The 16,755-nt window shown below is 66.8% G+C and carries 10 protein-coding genes and 2 pseudogenes; 10 read left to right on the top strand and 2 right to left on the bottom strand.

All coding sequences use genetic code 11. The annotated features are described in order from the left end of the window. Positions 1 to 78: 78 nt before the first annotated feature. The 7 genes from IM725_RS08990 to IM725_RS08960 are packed head-to-tail and all read left to right on the top strand — an operon-like array spanning position 79 to position 9,678. Positions 79 to 1,365 (top strand): TolC family protein, encoded by a 1,287-nt coding sequence (locus IM725_RS08990; protein WP_193780244.1) that lies wholly within the window; start codon positions 79 to 81, stop codon positions 1,363 to 1,365. Positions 1,366 to 1,375: 10 nt separating this feature from the next. Then, positions 1,376 to 2,542, top strand: a complete 1,167-nt coding sequence (locus tag IM725_RS08985) for an efflux RND transporter periplasmic adaptor subunit (protein WP_193780243.1) — start codon at positions 1,376 to 1,378, stop codon at positions 2,540 to 2,542. A 12-nt stretch (positions 2,543 to 2,554) separates the two neighbouring features. Next, the gene (locus IM725_RS08980; RefSeq protein WP_193780242.1) at positions 2,555 to 5,671 is read left to right on the top strand and encodes an efflux RND transporter permease subunit; all 3,117 of its coding nucleotides are present in this window, start codon (positions 2,555 to 2,557) and stop codon (positions 5,669 to 5,671) included. After that, the gene (locus IM725_RS08975; protein ID WP_193780241.1) at positions 5,668 to 6,006 is read left to right on the top strand and encodes a P-II family nitrogen regulator; all 339 of its coding nucleotides are present in this window, start codon (positions 5,668 to 5,670) and stop codon (positions 6,004 to 6,006) included. Before IM725_RS08980 ends, IM725_RS08975 begins: the two co-directional genes overlap by 4 nt. 2 nt (positions 6,007 to 6,008) lie before the next feature. Next, entirely contained in the window at positions 6,009 to 6,734 is a 726-nt protein-coding gene (locus tag IM725_RS08970; RefSeq protein WP_193780240.1) for a ZIP family metal transporter, read from the top strand. A gap of 14 nt (positions 6,735 to 6,748) precedes the next feature. After that, the gene (locus IM725_RS08965; RefSeq protein ID WP_193780239.1) at positions 6,749 to 9,322 is read left to right on the top strand and encodes a heavy metal translocating P-type ATPase; all 2,574 of its coding nucleotides are present in this window, start codon (positions 6,749 to 6,751) and stop codon (positions 9,320 to 9,322) included. Then, on the top strand, positions 9,319 to 9,678 hold the full coding sequence (locus tag IM725_RS08960; protein ID WP_193780238.1) for a hypothetical protein: 360 nt from the start codon (positions 9,319 to 9,321) through the stop codon (positions 9,676 to 9,678). The genes IM725_RS08965 and IM725_RS08960 overlap by 4 nt, the downstream gene beginning before the upstream one ends. Before the next feature lie 145 nt (positions 9,679 to 9,823). Here the strand turns inward: IM725_RS08960 and IM725_RS08955 are convergent. Continuing rightward, positions 9,824 to 10,877: pseudogene (locus IM725_RS08955) on the bottom strand (EamA family transporter). A gap of 574 nt (positions 10,878 to 11,451) precedes the next feature. Between IM725_RS08955 and IM725_RS08950 the strand changes: the two are divergent. Continuing rightward, positions 11,452 to 13,128 carry a phage integrase family protein gene (locus tag IM725_RS08950; RefSeq protein ID WP_193780237.1) on the top strand — a complete coding sequence of 559 codons (1,677 nt, stop codon included), beginning with the start codon at positions 11,452 to 11,454 and terminating at the stop codon, positions 13,126 to 13,128. A gap of 183 nt (positions 13,129 to 13,311) precedes the next feature. Here the strand turns inward: IM725_RS08950 and IM725_RS20795 are convergent, their stop codons facing one another. Further along, complete coding sequence (locus IM725_RS20795) at positions 13,312 to 13,998, bottom strand: class I SAM-dependent methyltransferase (protein WP_407692513.1); 687 nt, start codon at positions 13,996 to 13,998, stop codon at positions 13,312 to 13,314. Between the two features lie 122 nt (positions 13,999 to 14,120). Here IM725_RS20795 and IM725_RS08940 point away from each other — a divergent pair. Further along, a pseudogene (locus IM725_RS08940) lies at positions 14,121 to 14,385 on the top strand (IS110 family transposase); the annotation flags it as partial. A 463-nt stretch (positions 14,386 to 14,848) separates the two neighbouring features. Then, the gene (locus IM725_RS08935) at positions 14,849 to 16,144 is read left to right on the top strand and encodes a branched-chain amino acid ABC transporter substrate-binding protein (RefSeq protein ID WP_193780235.1); all 1,296 of its coding nucleotides are present in this window, start codon (positions 14,849 to 14,851) and stop codon (positions 16,142 to 16,144) included. Positions 16,145 to 16,755: the final 611 nt, after the last annotated feature.

Raw genomic sequence — 16,755 nt, 5'->3', positions numbered from 1 at the left:
ATTGCGCGCCCCCGGATAGGCCGGGGCGCGGCCGTCGCCGATCGCTTGTTCGCTTGTTTCCGTGATCGGAGGATTTCGATGCGATTCCCATCGCTGGCGGTGGCCTGTGTCCTGGCCATTCCGCCCGCTGGCTGGAGCCAGCCGGCTGCCAGCGGCACCCCCGTGCCGCAAGCGGCGCAACAGCTGCTGACCTTGCCGGAGGCGCTGGCCCTGGCCGAGGCTGCGAATCCCGTGCTGCGCGCCAAGACGGCCCAGTTATCTGCGGCGCAGGGCGCCGCCACGGATGCCGGCGCCCTGCTGCAGAACAATCCGCAACTTTCGCTGGAGGGCACGCGCCGCCGCATTGCCGCCAGCAGCGGCGACGAGAGCTGGAATGAGTGGAACGCCGGCGTTGCGCAGACGTTCGAAATCGCTGGCCAGCCTGGCTGGCGTCGCGAAGCCGCGCATGCCGGCCTGGACGCCGTCGGCCTGGAGATCGAGCACGAGCGCCTGCAGCAGCGCGCGGAGGTGGCACGCCGCTTCTATCGCGTCCTGGCCCTGCAGCGCCGCGTGGCCATCGAAGGTGAGGCCACGCGCCTGTTCGACAACACTGCGCAGGCGGTAGAACGCCGCCGCGCGGCCGGTGAGGACACGCGTCTCGACGCCAACGTTGCCTTGGTGGAAGCCGAGCGCGCGCGCAACCACCTCGCTTCTACGCAGGAGCAGTTGCTGGAAGCACGCGCGGCGCTGGCCACGCCGCTGCAACTGACGCCGCAGCAGCTGCCGGTGGTCGAGGGCGTGCTCGAACCGGTCGCCGTCGGTTATGACGAAGCGGAGCTGCTCGCCCGCGCGAGCGCGCAGCCCAGGCTGCAGGCCTTGTCGGCGCGCGAGCGCAGCGCCCAGGCGCGGCTGAAGCTGGAGCAGGCGGCGCGCTATCCGGACGTCACGCTTGGCGTCGCGGCGGGCCGCGAAGGGCCGCCCAGCGCTCGGGAGAACCTCACCACCTTCTCGCTGTCGGTTCCGCTGCCGCTCTTCCGGCACAACGCTACTGCCATCGGGCAGGCCGCTTCCGAAGCCAGCCAGGCCGGCATCGAGCGGCAGTCCGCCGAGCGCGACACGCCGACGCAGGTGCACGCCCTGTGGGCGCGGCTGCAAAGCCTGCGTCAGCGCATCGAGCGCCTGGAGCGTTCGGTGTTGCCCGCGCTGTCGCGCAACGAGCAGCTTTCCTCGCGCTCGCTGCAGGCCGGCCAGATCGGCCTGCTGGAGCTGCTGATCACCAATCGGCAGGTTCTCGACGCCCGGCGCGAGCTGCTCGATGCGCTGCTCGATTACCAGACCACCCGCCTGACGCTCGAAGCCACCGCCGGCTTCAGCGGCCGGCCCTGAGATTCCCGCCATGAACAGAACCATTGCATCCCACCGGCCGGCCGCACGCATGCGGTTGGCGGCCACTGCCGCCGTGTTGGCGTTCCTGCTTGCCGCTTGCGGCAAACCCGCCGAAGAAGGCCACAAGGAAGCCGAAGCGAAGAAGGACACCGGCATCCAGCTGAGCGCCGAAGAGGCGACGCGCGCGGGCTTGCAGGTACAGGCCATCCAGCCACAGAACGCACCCGACATCGTGAGCGTCACCGCGACGATCAAGGCGAACCAGGATCGTTGGGCGCGCGTGGCGCCCCGCGTGGAAGGCCGCATCGTGCGAGTGATGGCGAACCTGGGCGACACCGTCAAGGCCGGCCAGGCGCTGGCAACGTTGGACAGCGTGGCGCTGGGCGAGTCCCAGAGCAGCCTGCGGCAGGCGCAGGCTGCGCAGCGCATGGCGGAGGCCGATTACCAGCGGGCGAGCCGGCTGGCAGCCGAGGAGATCGTGCCCCGGCGCGAGATGCTCCGCGCCGGCGCGGAGCTGGAGAAGGCCAATGCCGAACTGGCAGCCGCGCGCGACAAGGTGCGCCTGCTGGGGGCCTCTGGCGGCGGTGACCAGACCGGCTTCACGCTGCGGGCCCCCCTCGCGGGATCCATCATCCAGAAGAAGGCCACGATCGGCGAACTGGCTTCCCCGAGCGAGCCCGTTTTCACCGTGGCCGATCTGTCGCGCCTGTGGATCGAGGCGAACCTCACCGAGGACCTGCTGGCCAAGGTGCGCGTGGGCGCGCCCGCCGCCGTGCTGGTCGCGGCCTATCCCGGCGTGCGCTTCCCGGGTCGCGTGACGTACGTGGCGAGCGTGATGGACAAGGACACGCGTGCCATCCCCGCGCGCATCGAAGTGGATAACCGTGACGGTCGTCTGAAGCCCGAGATGTTCGCGACGGCGGAGATCTCCACCGGCACGACGGGCGCACCGGTGCTCGCCGTGCCGGACGGCGCGATCCTGCTGCTGCAGGGCCAACCCACCGTGTTCGTGCAGGGGGCGAGCGGCTTCGAGCCCCGAGCCGTGGAGCCGGGTGAGAAGACCGGCGGCCGCACCGTCATCCGCTCGGGCCTGGCCGCTGGCGACAAGGTGGTCACGGCCGGCGCGTATGCCCTCAAGGCCCGCGTGCTGAAGTCGCAGATCAGCAGCGAGCACTGAGAAGGACTTTCAATGCTCAATGCCATCGTCAACGCCTCGCTGCGCTACAAGGTCCTGGTGCTGGTCGCCTTCGCGGTCATCATCGGCCTGGGCGTGCAGGCCTTCCGCCAGGTCCCGGTGGACGCATTTCCCGACGTCACGCCGATCCAGGTGAACGTCTACACGGAATCGCCAGGTCTCGCCGCCGAAGACGTCGAGAAGCTGCTCACGGCGCCCATCGAAGGTGCCATGGCCGGCCTGCCCGGTGTGGAGGAGGTGCGCTCCGTCTCGCTGTTCGGCCTCTCTTACGTCGGGGTGTACTTCAAGGACGACGTCGACATCTACTTCGCTCGCCGGCTGGTCGGCGAAAAGCTGCAGGAAGCCAAGGAGCGCCTGCCTCAGGGCTACGGAGAGCCGGTGCTGGGACCGAACAGCTCAGGCCTGGGTCAGGTCTTCTGGTACACCGTGGAATCCGCCGACAACAAGCTCTCTGCCATGGACCTGCGCACGTTGCAGGACTGGACGGTCCGCCTGATCGTGCGCACGGCGCCCGGCGTGGACGACGTCATGTCCTGGGGCGGCCACGAGAAGCAGTACCAGGTGCAGGTCGATCCGCAACGGCTGATCAAGTACCAGATCTCGTTCAAGGAGGTGATGGCGCGGCTGGCCGCCAACAACAAGCAGGTCGGTGGGCAGTCGATCGACATCGGCTCGGAGCAGTACCTCGTGCGCGGCCTCGGCTTGGTGGCGAACACCGCAGACATCGGCAGCGTCGTGCTGGCGGAGCGCAACGGCGCGCCCGTGTACGTGCGCGACGTCGCGGCCGTGACCGAGGCGCCTGCCATGCGCTTCGGTGCCGTCACCAAGAACGGGCAGGAGACCGTGCTCGGGATCGCGCTCGCGCGCGTCAACGAGAACGCACAGACGGTGGTGGACGCGGTCAAGGCAAAGCTCAAGGTTGCGCAGGCGGCGCTGCCCAAGGGCGTGGAGATCAAGCCGATCTACGACCGCACGGAGCTGGTCCAGAAGGCGCTGAAGACGGCGGAGAGTTCGCTGGTCGAAGGCGCGGTGCTGGTGGCCATCATCCTGTTCCTGTTCCTCGGCGAGTTCCGGTCGGCGATCGTGGTGATCGTGACCCTGCCGCTCGCGATGCTGATGGCCTTCATCCTGATGAAGCAGTTCGGGGTCAGCGCCAACCTGATGTCGCTCGCCGGCCTGGCGATCGGCACCGGAATGATGGTCGACGGCGCCGTGGTGATGGTGGAGAACGCGTTCCGCCTGCTCGCGCACGCGCAGGAAAGCGGCCAGCGCGTGAACCGCACGAACCTCGTGCTGCAGGCGGCGAGCGAGGTGGTCAACCCGATCGCGTTCGCGATCGTCATCATCATCGTGGTGTTCCTGCCGCTGTTCTCGCTGACCGGGCTGGAAGGCAAGATGTTCAAGCCGATGGCGTTGACCATCACCTTCGCGATGGCGGGTTCGCTGCTGCTGTCGCTCACGCTCGTGCCCGTTCTCGCGGCACTGATCCTGAGGCCGAAGAAGGAGCGTGACACCTTCCTGGTCGCCGCCGCCAAGCGGGCCTACCTGCCGCTGCTGGCTTGGGCGCTCGAACGCAAGAAGCGGGTCATCGGCAGCGCCGTGGGCCTGCTCGTGCTGGTGCTCGCGCTGTTCCCGTTCCTTGGCAAGGAGTTCATGCCGACTTTGCAGGAAGGCAGCCTCATGTTCCGGGTCACCGGGATTCCCTCGACTTCGCTCCAGGAGTCGATCCGCGTCTCGAACGTCGTCGATGCGCAGCTGCGCAAGCAATTTCCGCAGGTCCGCTCGGTGCTCGCCACCATCGGTCGCGCGGAGAAGGGCGAGACCGCCGACGTGAACTACATGGAGGTGCTGCTGGACCTCAAGCCGCAGAGCGAGTGGCCGCGGAAGATGTCCTTCGATGCCCTGGGGCGGGAGATGCAGGAGGCGTTGGAGAAAGCCGTGCCGACGGCGGTCTTCGGCGCCACGCAGCCGATCCAGATGCGCGTGGAGGAACTGATCTCCGGCGTACGCGCTGCGCTGGCCTTGAAGCTCTATGGCGAGGACCTGGAGACCCTGGACCGGCTCACGGCACAGATCCGCAATACGCTGGCCGACGTGCCGGGCGTCGCCGACCTCGCGGCGGAGGCCAACAAGGGCAAGCCTCAGCTCGTGATCAAGGTGGATCGCGCTGCTGCCGCGCGGCTGGGGATCAACGCCGACGAGATCCTCGAGATCGTGCAGAGCGGCATCGGGGGCAGTTCCGTGTCCACGCTTATCGAAGGCACGCGCCGGTTTGACATCGCGGTGCGGCTGGCCGATTCGGCGCGAAGTTCGCCGGCGGCGATCGCAGCCATCCCGATCCGAACCGCTGAAGGCGCCCTGGTGCCGTTCTCGCAGGTGGCGAAGATCGAGATGGACGAGGGCTATTCCTTCGTGCGGCGGGAGGCGCTGCAACGCTACGCGGTGCTCGAGATGGACGTGCGGGGGCGCGACATCGATGGCTTTGTGAAGGATGCCAACGCTGCGATCGAAAAGAGCGTCAAGCTTCCGGCCGGCTACTGGATCGAATGGGGCGGCGCCTTCGAAAACCAGCAGCGCGCGATGGCGCGCCTGGCGGTGATCGTGCCGCTCACCATCGGCCTGATCTTCCTGTTGCTGTACACGGCGTTCGATTCGCTGCGCCACGCGACGTTGATCATTGCCAACGTGCCCTTCGCCATCATCGGCGGGGTGATCGGATTGTTCGTGACGGGGCAGTACGTTTCCGTGCCTTCGGCGATCGGCTTCATCGCGGTGTTCGGGGTGGCGATGCTCAATGGCATCGTGCTGGTGTCGTTCCTCAACGGCCTGCGGCAGCAGGGGCTTTCGGTGCGCGAGGCCGTGACCCAGGGGGCGGCGCTGCGCTTGCGGCCGGTGCTGATGACCGCGTCAGTAGCCATCCTGGGGCTGGTGCCGATGCTGCTGTCCACCGGGGTGGGCGCCGAGACACAGCGCCCGTTGGCGACGGTGGTGGTCGGCGGACTCTTCACGTCGACCGCGCTCACGCTGCTGCTGTTGCCGCTCATGTACGAATGGGCCGAAAGCCGCGCACAAGCACGTGCGGCCGGCCACCAACCGGGAGCCCTGCAATGAAGGAAATCAAGGCCTATATCCATGCCCATCGGGTCGGCGCGGTGATCGCTGCATTGAAAGCCTCGGCCGCATGGGCGGCTGCGGCTGACAAGGGAGTTCCCAATCTTGCCGTATACCTCGTCAAGGGAACGCTGCTGCCTCTGGACGAATGGGAGCGCCAGTATTCCGTCGAGCTGGGAGACGAAGTGGTCAACGAGTACAAGCTGGAACTTTTGTGCGAAGGCGAGCATGTGGACGAGCTGGTGGGCCTGATCCGCCAGCACGGCCGCACCGGTCAGCGGATGGCCGGCTGGGTCTATGTGACGGAGGTCGAGCAGGCCTCGCCCATCGCCTGAGCATGGCACCCGCCCTTGTAGTCCTCCTGTTCACCCTGCCGGCGCTGTTGGCGGCGACGGTGGGCGGGATTGTGGCCGTGCGGCGCCCCCCCTCGCCGGCGGTGACGGCAGCGATCCAGCACTTCGCCGCGGGCATCGTGTTCGCGGCAACGGCGCTGGAGCTGTTGCCGAAGGAGCGCACCGAGGCGGCCATTCCCGTGATCGTCGGCTTCGCAATCGGCATCGCGCTCATGCTGGGGCTGCGAATCCTGGAGCAGAAGCTCGAAGGGCGCAGTGGAGGCGCCGGTGGAATTCCCACGGGGCTGCTGCTGGTCACGGCACTGGACTTCACGATCGACGGGCTGGTGCTGGGGATGGCCTTCGCCGCAGGCGAGAAATCCGGGATTCTGCTGGCAGTGGCGCTCACGCTGGAGGTCCTGTTCGTCGCCCTGTCGGTCACCACGGAGGTGGCGGGATCGGGGGTGCGCCGCCTGCTCGCCGTCGCCACCGCGCCGGGGCTGGCCCTGGTGTTGTGCGCGGCGGCCGTGCTTGGTCGCCTGTTCTTCGGCTCGCTCTCACCGTTCCCGTTCGCCGTGCTGCTGGGCGTGGGCATTGTCGCAATGCTGTACCTGGTGACCGAGGAGTTGCTGGTCGAAGCGCATGAAGTCGAGGAGACGCATTGGTCGGTGGCCGCCTTCTTCCTCGGCTTCCTCCTGTTCCTCGTGATCGAGATGCTGGTGGAAAACTGAAGAGGACAACAACGATGGTGAATGCAGAGAAGCTTCGGCTGGACCTGCCGGTGGTGCTGCCCGAGGTCAAGGACCTCCGCGATCGCTGTATCGAACGCCTGATCGCGACCTTGCAGGGCAAGCCGGGGATTTTCGAGGCGCATGTGCGCGAGGGCAGTGGTCCCCCGCAGCTGTGCGTTCACTATGACCCGAATGAGATCTCCTTGAACCGGGTGCGTGAGATCGCTTGTGCGACCGGTGCCCACATCACGGACGAGATCGGTCACCTGCTGTTCCTCGTGGAGGCCATGCACGCGCGCGAAGCCCGGCGCGTGTCCGCCGCGCTACGGGAGCTGCCCGGCGTGCTGGAGGCGGACGCCGGTGTCGGTGGGGTCCTCCGGGTGGAATTCGACCGGAAGGCCACCACCGAGGACAACTTGCGCAAGGCGATAGCAGGGCTCGGCATCGCCTTGCCGGCTCCGCGGCCAGAACACGCCCATCGGCCGGCCGATGGGCACGATCACGAGGAGCACGGCGAGCATGCGGGAGACGAACATGCCGCTCACCGCGACGAGGACCACGATCACGCGGCTCACGACCACGCGGGTCACGACCACGGCGAGCATGCACACGGCGAGCACGGGCACGACCATGCGCATGGCGGCATCTTCGGCGAACGGTCCGAGCTGATCTTCGCCGTGCTGGCAGGAGTCGCCGTGCTGGCCGGCTGGCTGGTGGAGCGCGTGGGCCTGGAGAGAGTCGGGTTGGGCTTCTTCATCGCTGCGTATTTTTTCGGCGGCTGGTACACGTTGCGAGAAGCGATCGGGAACATACGCGCACGCCGCTTCGAGATCGACACCCTCATGCTCGTTGCGGCCGCCGGTGCCGCGGCGCTGGGAAAGTGGGCCGAAGGCGGGCTGCTGCTGTTCCTCTTCAGCCTCGGACACTCCCTGGAGCACTACGCGATGGGCCGCGCCCGACGCGCGATCGAGGCGCTGGCGAAGCTCGCGCCGGAGCGGGCCCTGGTGCGCCGCAACGGCGCAACCGAGGAAGTGGATGTCGCGTCGCTGAATCCGGGCGACATCGTGGTAGTGCGGCCCAACGAACGCATGCCCGCCGACGGCATCGTGGTGAAGGGGGAGACCAGCGTTGACCAGGCACCGGTCACCGGGGAAAGCGTGCCGGTCGACAAGGCTCCGGTATCCGACGCGCAGGAGGCGCTGAAGGACTTCGGCCGCGTGCCGGCCCGGCACCGCATCTTCGCCGGCACGATCAACGGGGCAGGTGCAGTGGACGTCATGGTCGCGCGCCGAGCCGCCGAGTCGACCATGGCGCGCGTCGTGCGGCTGGTCACGGAAGCGGAGGCGCAGCGGTCGCCGACCCAGAACTTCACCGAAAAGTTCGAGCGCCGCTTCGTGCCGGCAGTCCTGCTACTCGTGGGCGCGCTGCTGTTTGCGTGGGTGGTCATCGACGAGCCGTTCTCTGCCAGCTTCTATCGCGCCATGGCCGTGCTCGTTGCGGCGAGTCCCTGCGCGCTGGCCATCTCCGTGCCCAGCGCGGTGCTCAGTGGCGTGGCTCGCGCCGGCCGCGGCGGCGTGCTGATCAAGGGCGGCGCGCCGCTCGAAAACCTCGGCACGCTCACGGCGATCGCTTTCGACAAGACCGGCACCCTGACCGAAGGCAAGCCGAAGCTCACGGACGCGGTGCCCGCACAGGGCGTACAGGAGGCGGAACTACTTGCCGTCGCGCTGGCTGTGGAACAGCACAGTGACCATCCGATCGCTGCTGCCATCGTGGCGGGCGCCAGGGAACGCCTGGCCGGGATCGACGACCCTCCCGAGGCCTCCGCCCTGAGCAGCATCACGGGACGCGGCGTCACGGCGCAGGTCGACGGCGAAACCGTGCACGTCGGCAAGGCGCAGCTGTTCGCCGAAATCGAGGGGACCCGGCCTCCCCCGGACGTCGTCCGCGCCAACGAGGAACTGGTCGCCCAGGGACGCACGACCATGCTGGTTCGAAAGGGCGACCGGCATCTCGGAGTTCTTGGCGTGATGGATACACCAAGGCCTGCGGCGGCCGGCGTGATGGAGGCCCTGCGCGATCTCGGAATCACGCGCATGGTGATGATCTCGGGGGACAACCAGCGCGTGGCCGACGCGGTGGCGCGCACCGTGGGCCTGACCGAGGCCCGTGGCGACCTGATGCCCGAGGACAAGGTTGGCGCGATCCAGGCGCTGCGCGGGGAGGCCGGCAAGGTGGCGATGGTGGGCGATGGCGTCAACGATGCACCCGCCATGGCGAACGCCACAGTGGGCATCGCGATGGGCGCGGCCGGCTCCGACGTCGCGCTCGAAACCGCGGACGTCGCGTTGATGGCCGATGACCTGGCGCAACTGCCGTTTGCCGTAGGTCTGTCGCGCCAGACCAGCCGCATCATCAAGCAGAACCTGTGGGTGAGCCTCGGCATGGTGGCCGTCCTGATCCCGGCGACGATCTTCGGGTTGAACATCGGCGTCGCCGTGCTGTTCCACGAGGGTTCGACGCTGTTGGTCGTTGCCAATGCGCTGAGACTCCTCGCTTACCGTGAGGCTGGAGCGCGAGCCGCATGACCATGGGCGTCGCTCATCATGCTGCGTTCGCCGGTGTCGCGTGCTCGCTCCTGGTCGGGTGCGCCTTCGAGCCGGAGGGTGCATACCCGTTTCGCGATGGCTGGCGCCGCGGAGAGGTCGTTTCAGTCATGCGCGCAGGCGAGGTGCCCGATCCGCGTTTCTGGACTTGCCTGCGCAAAGCCGACCTCGCGGGGCTCGGCGCAGACCGGGTGGTGGTCGTGTCGTACCGGCAGTCGGGCAGGCGGCGACGTCACCTGACGCAGCTTCCATCGAGCGTGATGGAGCTGCGGCCGGGAGAACGAGTATTGGTGAACGTCGGGGAATGCCGCGACGGGCTGGTGCGGCGCGAGGACTAGGACGCGTTGTGCGGACCGCAAGAGACTTCGCCATACGGATGTGAAGCCGGCGAAGAACATGAAAATGAACGCACCTGCGCCCCGCGTTGCATCGTGTGATGGCTGAAATGGGTTGGCGCCAAGGAGCAGGAAGCCCGCACCGGACCTAATGCCGATGCGTGTGATGCGCGTCCGGCACGTGGGGATGGCGGTGCAGCTGCGGCTGGTGCTGGTGCAAGTGGCTGTGTTCACCTTCCGGCGCGGGATCGTGGACGTGCTTGTGGTGCCCATCGTCATGCCGGTGCGCGTGCTCGTGCTCCGTCAAATCGTGCTAGTGCTCGTGTTCGTGGCGCTCGTAGAGGTGGACTACCACGCCGGCGAGCATGAACAGCCCGCCTGCGGCCATCCCCCAGCTCAGACCACGATCCCCGAGCCCGACGGCCACGGCGGCGCCAATGAACGGAGCGAAGGCGAACACGGATCCCGTGCGGGCTGCGCCGAATGCGCGCTGTGCGAGCAGGTACATGCGCAGGCTCAGGCCATAGCCAGTGGCGCCGATCGCCAGCAAGGCCGCGGCCTGCACCCATCCAGGCAGGAATTCACCTCGCATCCAACCAAGGAGAAGCGCCGCCGGCGCCCCAAGCGATGCCTTCACAAGTACCACCTGCGCCGGGTCCCGTTCCGCGACGCTTCGCGAGAGCGTGTTGTCGATGCCCCAGGCTGCCGTGGCGCCGAGAACGGCCAGCAGCCCCATGAACTGCGCGCGCCCTGCAGTGCTCCGGGTCCACGACCAGGAGCACGCCACCGGTGAGCAGCAAAAGCATGGCGAACCAGACCCGTCCGTCCATGGACTCCCGGTACAGGAAATGCGCCAGGACGGCGGTGAAGAGAGCCTCCAGGGCAAGCATCAGGGACGCGCTGGTGCCGCTGGTGTGTTGCAGGCCCCAGGCCAGGGCGACAGGGCCGACGACCGCGCCGAAAGCCGCCATGGCAACAAGTCGCGGCAGATCGCCGGCTCGCACCTTTGCCTCTCGTTCGGCGTCGCGGCGCAGCGCCGCCCCCAGCAGAGCAGCACCGGCATAGAGCAGGGCGGCCGTCGTGAAGGGGCCGACGCCGCTGCCGGACCGCTGCACGAGCGGGGTGCTGATACCGAAAAGCGCCGCCGCCACCACGGCCAGCAAGCCACCACGAAGCGCCGGCCAGCGCTGCAAACTTCCCATCATTCCTTCACCTCGCACGAGGGGCCATCATGCGCCCGAGGCGCTATTTCATGTAAGAGCGCATGACCGATAGCACCTGCTGCAGGTCTGCCTGGCGCGGCCGCGGGGGAACATCCTTCGAACCGGCGTGCTCGCGGATGGCCTCGGAACCAGTTGAGAGACCGGCCATCTTTCCGATTGGCGCCTGGCAAGGTAGCCGGCTCGTAGCCAAAGGAGGGGCGGCACCGCGTGCTCGCAGTGTTAGAACCGTGGGGATGGCCAAGATGGCTGCAGTCAGCCACCGCGCACGCAAGACCGCAGGGCTGCTGCGCGAGCACCGCGTCGTACGGTTTTTCGTTCGCACTGACTAGGCCGCGCGTGACTGGCCCACTGGGACGCCGGTCGGAGCAATGCCCAGAAGCGCGCGATCCAACCACTGGCGACGTTCGGGCGAGATTCGCTGAGGCGTGGCCAGCACCGTGGCCAACTTTCCTTCATCAGAAACCCGGCCTATATCGATAACTATTCTTATCGTAACACCCTGACGCCAGTGCTAAACTGACCTGGCCGAAAAGTAGCAGGGCAGGAGGCGTTGGTGGACAGCAAGGGACAACAGGCAGCGGGCGGCCTCTTCGACGAGAGCGTGGCCGCGGCATTGCGCGCCTGGCACCAGGGGCTGCCCAGCCGGCAGTGCGTCGAGCAGTACCTGCCCAGGCGGCTCGAGCCGGGGCGCACGGCCCGCGGCGTGCTCGGCCAACTGCGCCGCGATCTCGCGCAGTACGCAAGAATTCGCCACCGCGAAGACCTCGCCGCTGTCTTCGAATGCCAGGCAGCCCGGCGTAAAAGCGTGGCGCCGCGGCTGCAAGGCGCCCTGAACGAGCTTCGAGCGCTGCCCCTCCCTGCGCCGCTGATCGGGGACGCGGTGGATCGCTGGTTTCCAGCCCGCATCGCGAAGGTGCTGCAGGCCCACAAGATCCGCACCCTGGCCGACCTCACCGTGCGAACGCCGCGCCGGCGACAGTGGTGGGTGGCAATCCCCGGCCTGGGCGAAGCCTCGGCGCGAGAAGTGGAGCGGTTTTTTGCCGCCAATCCCGAGCTGACCGAGCGGGCCCGCGCCCTGATTGCCCGTGACGAGCAGGGTGACATCGTGCCGCTTGAGCGGCAAAAGCCCGCCCACGAGCTCGATGGATCCCAGGGCCGGTACCGGGCGCCGGCGCAGCAGTGCCTCCTGGAAGCCACCAACGACCTGGAGGCTGTGCACGCCTGGCTGAATCTGCACGAAGCCGAGGCGACGCGCCGGGCCTACCGCAAGGAGGCCGAACGCCTCATCCTGTGGGCGGTGTTTGAGCGGGGAAAGCCTCTGTCCTCCCTCAATACTGAAGACGCGACAGCCTACCGAGCGTTCCAGCGCAACCCGTCACCGCAGGGGCGCTGGGTGGGAAAGCCCCGTCCGCGAACGTCCTCAGAATGGCGCCCCTTCACCGGGCCGCTATCGGCAAACTCCATCCGCTACAGCCTGTCGGTGCTGGGCGCCCTATTCAGGTGGCTCATGGACCAGCGCTACGTGCTGGCCAACCCGTTCTCGGGAATGAAGGTGCGGGGGTCTGACAAGACAAAGTCGCTGGACGCAGGGCGATCCTTCACGGAAGGGGAGTGGACCTTGGTGCGGCAGATTGCCGACCAGCTCGAATGGCACCCTGGCTGGAGCGACAAGGCCGCGCAGCGTATGCGCTTCCTTCTGGATTTTGGTCAGGCCACGGGCCTGCGAGCCGCCGAGTTCGTGGGCCTGAAGCTGCGCGCCTTCCAAACGGATGCGCAGGGCGACCTCTGGCTGCATGTGACGGGCAAGGGCGACAAGAAGGGCAGGGTGGCCGTGCCGCCCCTGGCGATGCAGGCGGTTGAACGCTACCTGATGGAGCGGGGGCTTCCAGTGCTTCGTGCCTCCTGGCATCCGGACACGCCCCTGCTGGCCAGCCTCGGGGAAGACGGTGGTGCCATCACGGGAACCCGGCTGCGGGCGATCACCAAGAAGTTCTTCAAGACGGCGGCGGACATCGTGGAAGTGCCGGCCGTAGCCGAGAAGCTGCGCACGGCCACGCCGCACTGGCTTCGGCACACCCACGCCACACACGCCTTGGCCGCCGGCGCCGACCTCACCGCGGTGCGCGACAACCTGCGGCACGCCTCGATCTCGACGACCACAACCTACCTGCACGGCGAGGACCGCAAACGCGCCAATCAGTTTGCAGCAGCATTCGGGCGACGGAACTAGGTTGGCCATCGTTTCGCAGCTGCACTGATCGCATGAGCCGTTCGAGTTCACCATGCCGACACAGGCAGGGAGAGCTATTGGCTTGACAGCTGGGGAAGCCCTTGTAGTTAGATTTGACCGGCGGGCCTATTCCACGAGCAGCGCAGAGATAGAAATACTTGCGCGCCCGTGTCGAACAACCCGTTAGTTTGCGTCCTTATTCTCCCAAAGCGCCACTGCCAATCTGCGCGTGGGTCCATGCCACGATACATCAGTAAACCCTAATTGAGCAAGCTCGCGCTCGATCTCCTGCTCTCCTAAGGCGGCTACCAAAAACTCTTGGGTCCAACTGTGGGCCTGAGTCTCATAGTGCAGGCGCATAGAGATGCATCCTCCAGTTCTCGCCACGTGTTCGACGAAGATGACAGCTGGGCCCGCGGCGGCGGCTCTGCCTGGGATCGCATTCAGCAGCCACTGAGGATCGTGTCGCTCAAGAATCAGGCGTCCGCCTCTGCGCAGGTGTCGAGCAGCGCACTGAATGAAAGACTGACGAACTCGCTTTTCTGGATGATTGATCAGACAAGACGCAAGCAGCACAGTGTCGAATGTCCTGCTCAGATCGAGTACCTCGATGGTGCTGCAGATTCTGTCTACGCCTGCTGGGATGTGTGCCAGCATTTCGTTGGACGAATCGACTGCTGTCGGAATCGTTCCCCAATCAAGCAAGACACGAGTGAGACGCCCTGTCCCGGCGCCCAGTTCGAGGACAGTGGACCCAGGCCAAGCAAATTCTCGGATCGCATCCAACTCGCCCAAGTATGGAAGCAGCCGGTAAAGCTCAACTGAGCATCCGTCATCGCTCTGGGCTCCAGGGCCGGTTCCACGAAACACTGTACGACCTAACGAATGAAAGGGACTTCCCCGTCCCGGGCTAGCCGCATTGTGGCGACCGACAACGAACTGCCGCGATGGGAAGTGCCACAGCTCATCAATTCGCTCGAAAGGGGATGTCCATGACTATTTTTACGCTGGGAATCGATCTCGCCAAGAACGTGTTCGCTCTGCATGGGGTGGATGTAACAGGAAGCCGGTGCTGTGCGCCCGAGCGTTGCGCGTGGCAAATTGCTCAAACTGGCGGCCTCCCTGCCGCCGTGTCTGATCGGCATGGAAGCCTGCTCCGGCGCCCACCACTGGGCGCGACTGTTCCAGGCGCATGGCCAGATGGTTCATCTGCAGGTGCCCAAGTTCGTGACCCCGTACCGCCTGTCTGGCAGGCGCTCACCTCAAACGCCAACATCAGTGATCAGAACCTTACTGTTGGGGGAGAAGTCCATATCCAGTAGCGCTGGCTGCCTATCGAATGACCATTGTGAGCTTCGCGTGTAGACACTGACCTGCTCTTGAATTGAGCGGAGACGGAGGAGTGATCGACAACTCCGACTAAGACGAGCAGACGATGGTGAGAGTGCGTGGCAGTTAGGGCCCCTTAGTGAAGGCCCATCCTCCACCATATCAGTGCTGGGTTTTACTGCACGACTGCGTTGCCCAGCAGAAACGCTGGACTCATCTCTTGGCAAAGCTGCGCGCGGCGACTGGGGGCTCGGCGTGTGCGAGCTGGTCGCCGATATGGGCCGAGTCTTTGATACGCAGGCCGTCGCTGCTCTACACTTCGCGCCGCGCACAGTGTGTGTCGCCGTGCGGCCAAGTTCGCGGCGATAGACTTTAGATAGAACACGATTCCATGTCACCATTTCAAAAGATTCCGCGTCGCGCGGCCTTGAAATCCCTGGCCGCAGCGCTATCTCTTCCTGCCTTCGCGTTTGCGCAGACCGCCCCGCAGGCCGCCGGCCGCAGCGTGAAGCTGGCCCTGGTCGAGGGCCTGTCCGGCGGCAATGCGAACGGCGGCGAGGCGGTGTTCCGCAACCTGGTGTGGGCGGTGGAGCGCGTGAACCAGCGTGGCGGCGTGAAGACCGCCGAAGGCCGCAAGCCGCTGGAGCTCATCCGCTACGACAGCAAGGGCCAGATCGAGGAGGCGCTGTCGGCCATGCGCTCGGCCATCGACGATGGCGCGCGCTTCATCCTGCAGGGCAACTCCTCGGCCGTGGCGGCCGCGCTGATCGAGGCCGTGGAGAAGCACAACGCCCGCGAGCCGCAGCGCCGCGTGCTGTTCCTCAACTATTCGGCGGTGGACCCGGTGCTCACCAACGAGAAGTGCAGCTTCTGGCACTTCCGCTTCGACGCGCACGCCGACATGCGCATGGCGGCGCTGATGTCGCTGCTGCGGGACGACCGCGCCGTGACCTCGGCCTACCTCATCGGGCAGGACTACAGCTTCGGCCAGGGCGTGCTGCGCGAGGCACGCCGCCAGCTGGCGGCCCAGCGCCCCGACGTGCGAATCGTGGGCGACGAGCTGCACCCACTGCTGCGCATCAAGGACTTCGCGCCCTACGCGGCCAAGATCAAGGCCAGCGGCGCGCAAGCCGTCATCACCGGCAACTTCAGCAGCGACCTCACCCTGCTGGTGAAGGCCGCGCGCGAGGCCGGCTTCGAGGGCAAGTTCTACACCTTCTACGGCAACGCGCTGGGCGCGCCTGCCGCCATCGGCGACGCCGGCGTGGGCAAGGTGCTGGCCGTGGCCGACTGGCTGCCCAACATGCCGGGCGCCGCGAGCGAGAGCTTCTACGTGGCCTTCCACCGCCGCTATCCCAACCCCGCCGACGACTACGTGCACCTGCGCATGCAGCTGATGGTGGAGGCGCTGGCCCAGGCCATCGACGCCGCGGGCGGCACCGAGGCGGTGGCCGTGGCGCGCCAACTGGAGCATGCGCAGGTCAGCATGACCGGCCAGACAGGCACCATGCGCGCGTCCGACCACCAGTTCCAGCAGCCGCTGGTGGTGGGCCTGATGGACCGCCATGGCGCGCCGGGGGTGAAGTTCGACGTCGAGGGCTCGGGCTACGGCTTCCGCGTGGTCAAGGTGCTGAGCCCGGCGCAGGCCGAGATGCCCACCACCTGCCGCATGCAGCGGCCGGCCTGAAGGAAACCCGTTTCGGCCAACACGGCGCTGTAGGGGCGTTCGTGCGCCGAGTCAGCTGATGATGAATTCACAGCTGCGAGGGATCGCGCGGCTCTTACGTCTTGGCTGACGCGCCTCCACGTACCCCAGACGGCCGCAATTCCACTCGCCTGCACTGCACTGCACTGCACTGCACTAGCCTGCCACGAGTTGCTCCAGTCGGCTGTGAAGCGCGCTCAGCGACGGGCGCACTCCGGTAGGAACTCGCGCCTCGAGAACCCCCCCAGATTGCGGCCGGGGTGCCTCGGGTTGCGTGAGCCGGCCCGAGCCTTACACAGAAGGCATCGCCATGGTCTGCCGGCAGCCAACTGTCTTGCGGGGCTTACCCTACGTCCCCTGCGGCGGCGTCCTACATCAAAGCGCGGCAGTTTCGAAAACTGCCGAGCCAGGGGTTGGCTCAGCATGTCTCTTCGAGATTTCGAAGGAGACGAACCCATGGTTTCACACCCCAGGCTTCCCCTCGTGGCCGCGCTCGCGGCCCTCGTTCTAAGCGCGTGCGGCGGTGGCGGTGGGGGCGGCAGCGAGCCCCTGGCCAGCACGAGCCCGGCGGCGCCGCATGCACTGAGGACGAG

This window comes from Ramlibacter aquaticus (assembly GCF_015159745.1).
Classification (GTDB): Bacteria; Pseudomonadota; Gammaproteobacteria; order Burkholderiales; family Burkholderiaceae_C; genus Ramlibacter; species Ramlibacter aquaticus.
The sequence above is the reverse complement of the archived record's forward strand: the minus strand, read 5'-3'. Positions and strand labels throughout refer to the sequence as shown.

Excerpts from the sequence above, each read along its gene's own strand:
- IM725_RS08990 (WP_193780244.1), top strand. The coding sequence starts at position 79 with ATGCGATTCCCATCGCTGGCGGTGGCCTGTGTCCTGGCCATTCCGCCC.
- IM725_RS08985 (WP_193780243.1), top strand. The coding sequence starts at position 1,376 with ATGAACAGAACCATTGCATCCCACCGGCCGGCCGCACGCATGCGGTTG.
- IM725_RS08980 (WP_193780242.1), top strand. The coding sequence starts at position 2,555 with ATGCTCAATGCCATCGTCAACGCCTCGCTGCGCTACAAGGTCCTGGTG.
- IM725_RS08975 (WP_193780241.1), top strand. The coding sequence starts at position 5,668 with ATGAAGGAAATCAAGGCCTATATCCATGCCCATCGGGTCGGCGCGGTG.
- IM725_RS08970 (WP_193780240.1), top strand. The coding sequence starts at position 6,009 with ATGGCACCCGCCCTTGTAGTCCTCCTGTTCACCCTGCCGGCGCTGTTG.
- IM725_RS08965 (WP_193780239.1), top strand. The coding sequence starts at position 6,749 with ATGGTGAATGCAGAGAAGCTTCGGCTGGACCTGCCGGTGGTGCTGCCC.
- IM725_RS08960 (WP_193780238.1), top strand. The coding sequence starts at position 9,319 with ATGACCATGGGCGTCGCTCATCATGCTGCGTTCGCCGGTGTCGCGTGC.
- IM725_RS08935 (WP_193780235.1), top strand. The coding sequence starts at position 14,849 with ATGTCACCATTTCAAAAGATTCCGCGTCGCGCGGCCTTGAAATCCCTG.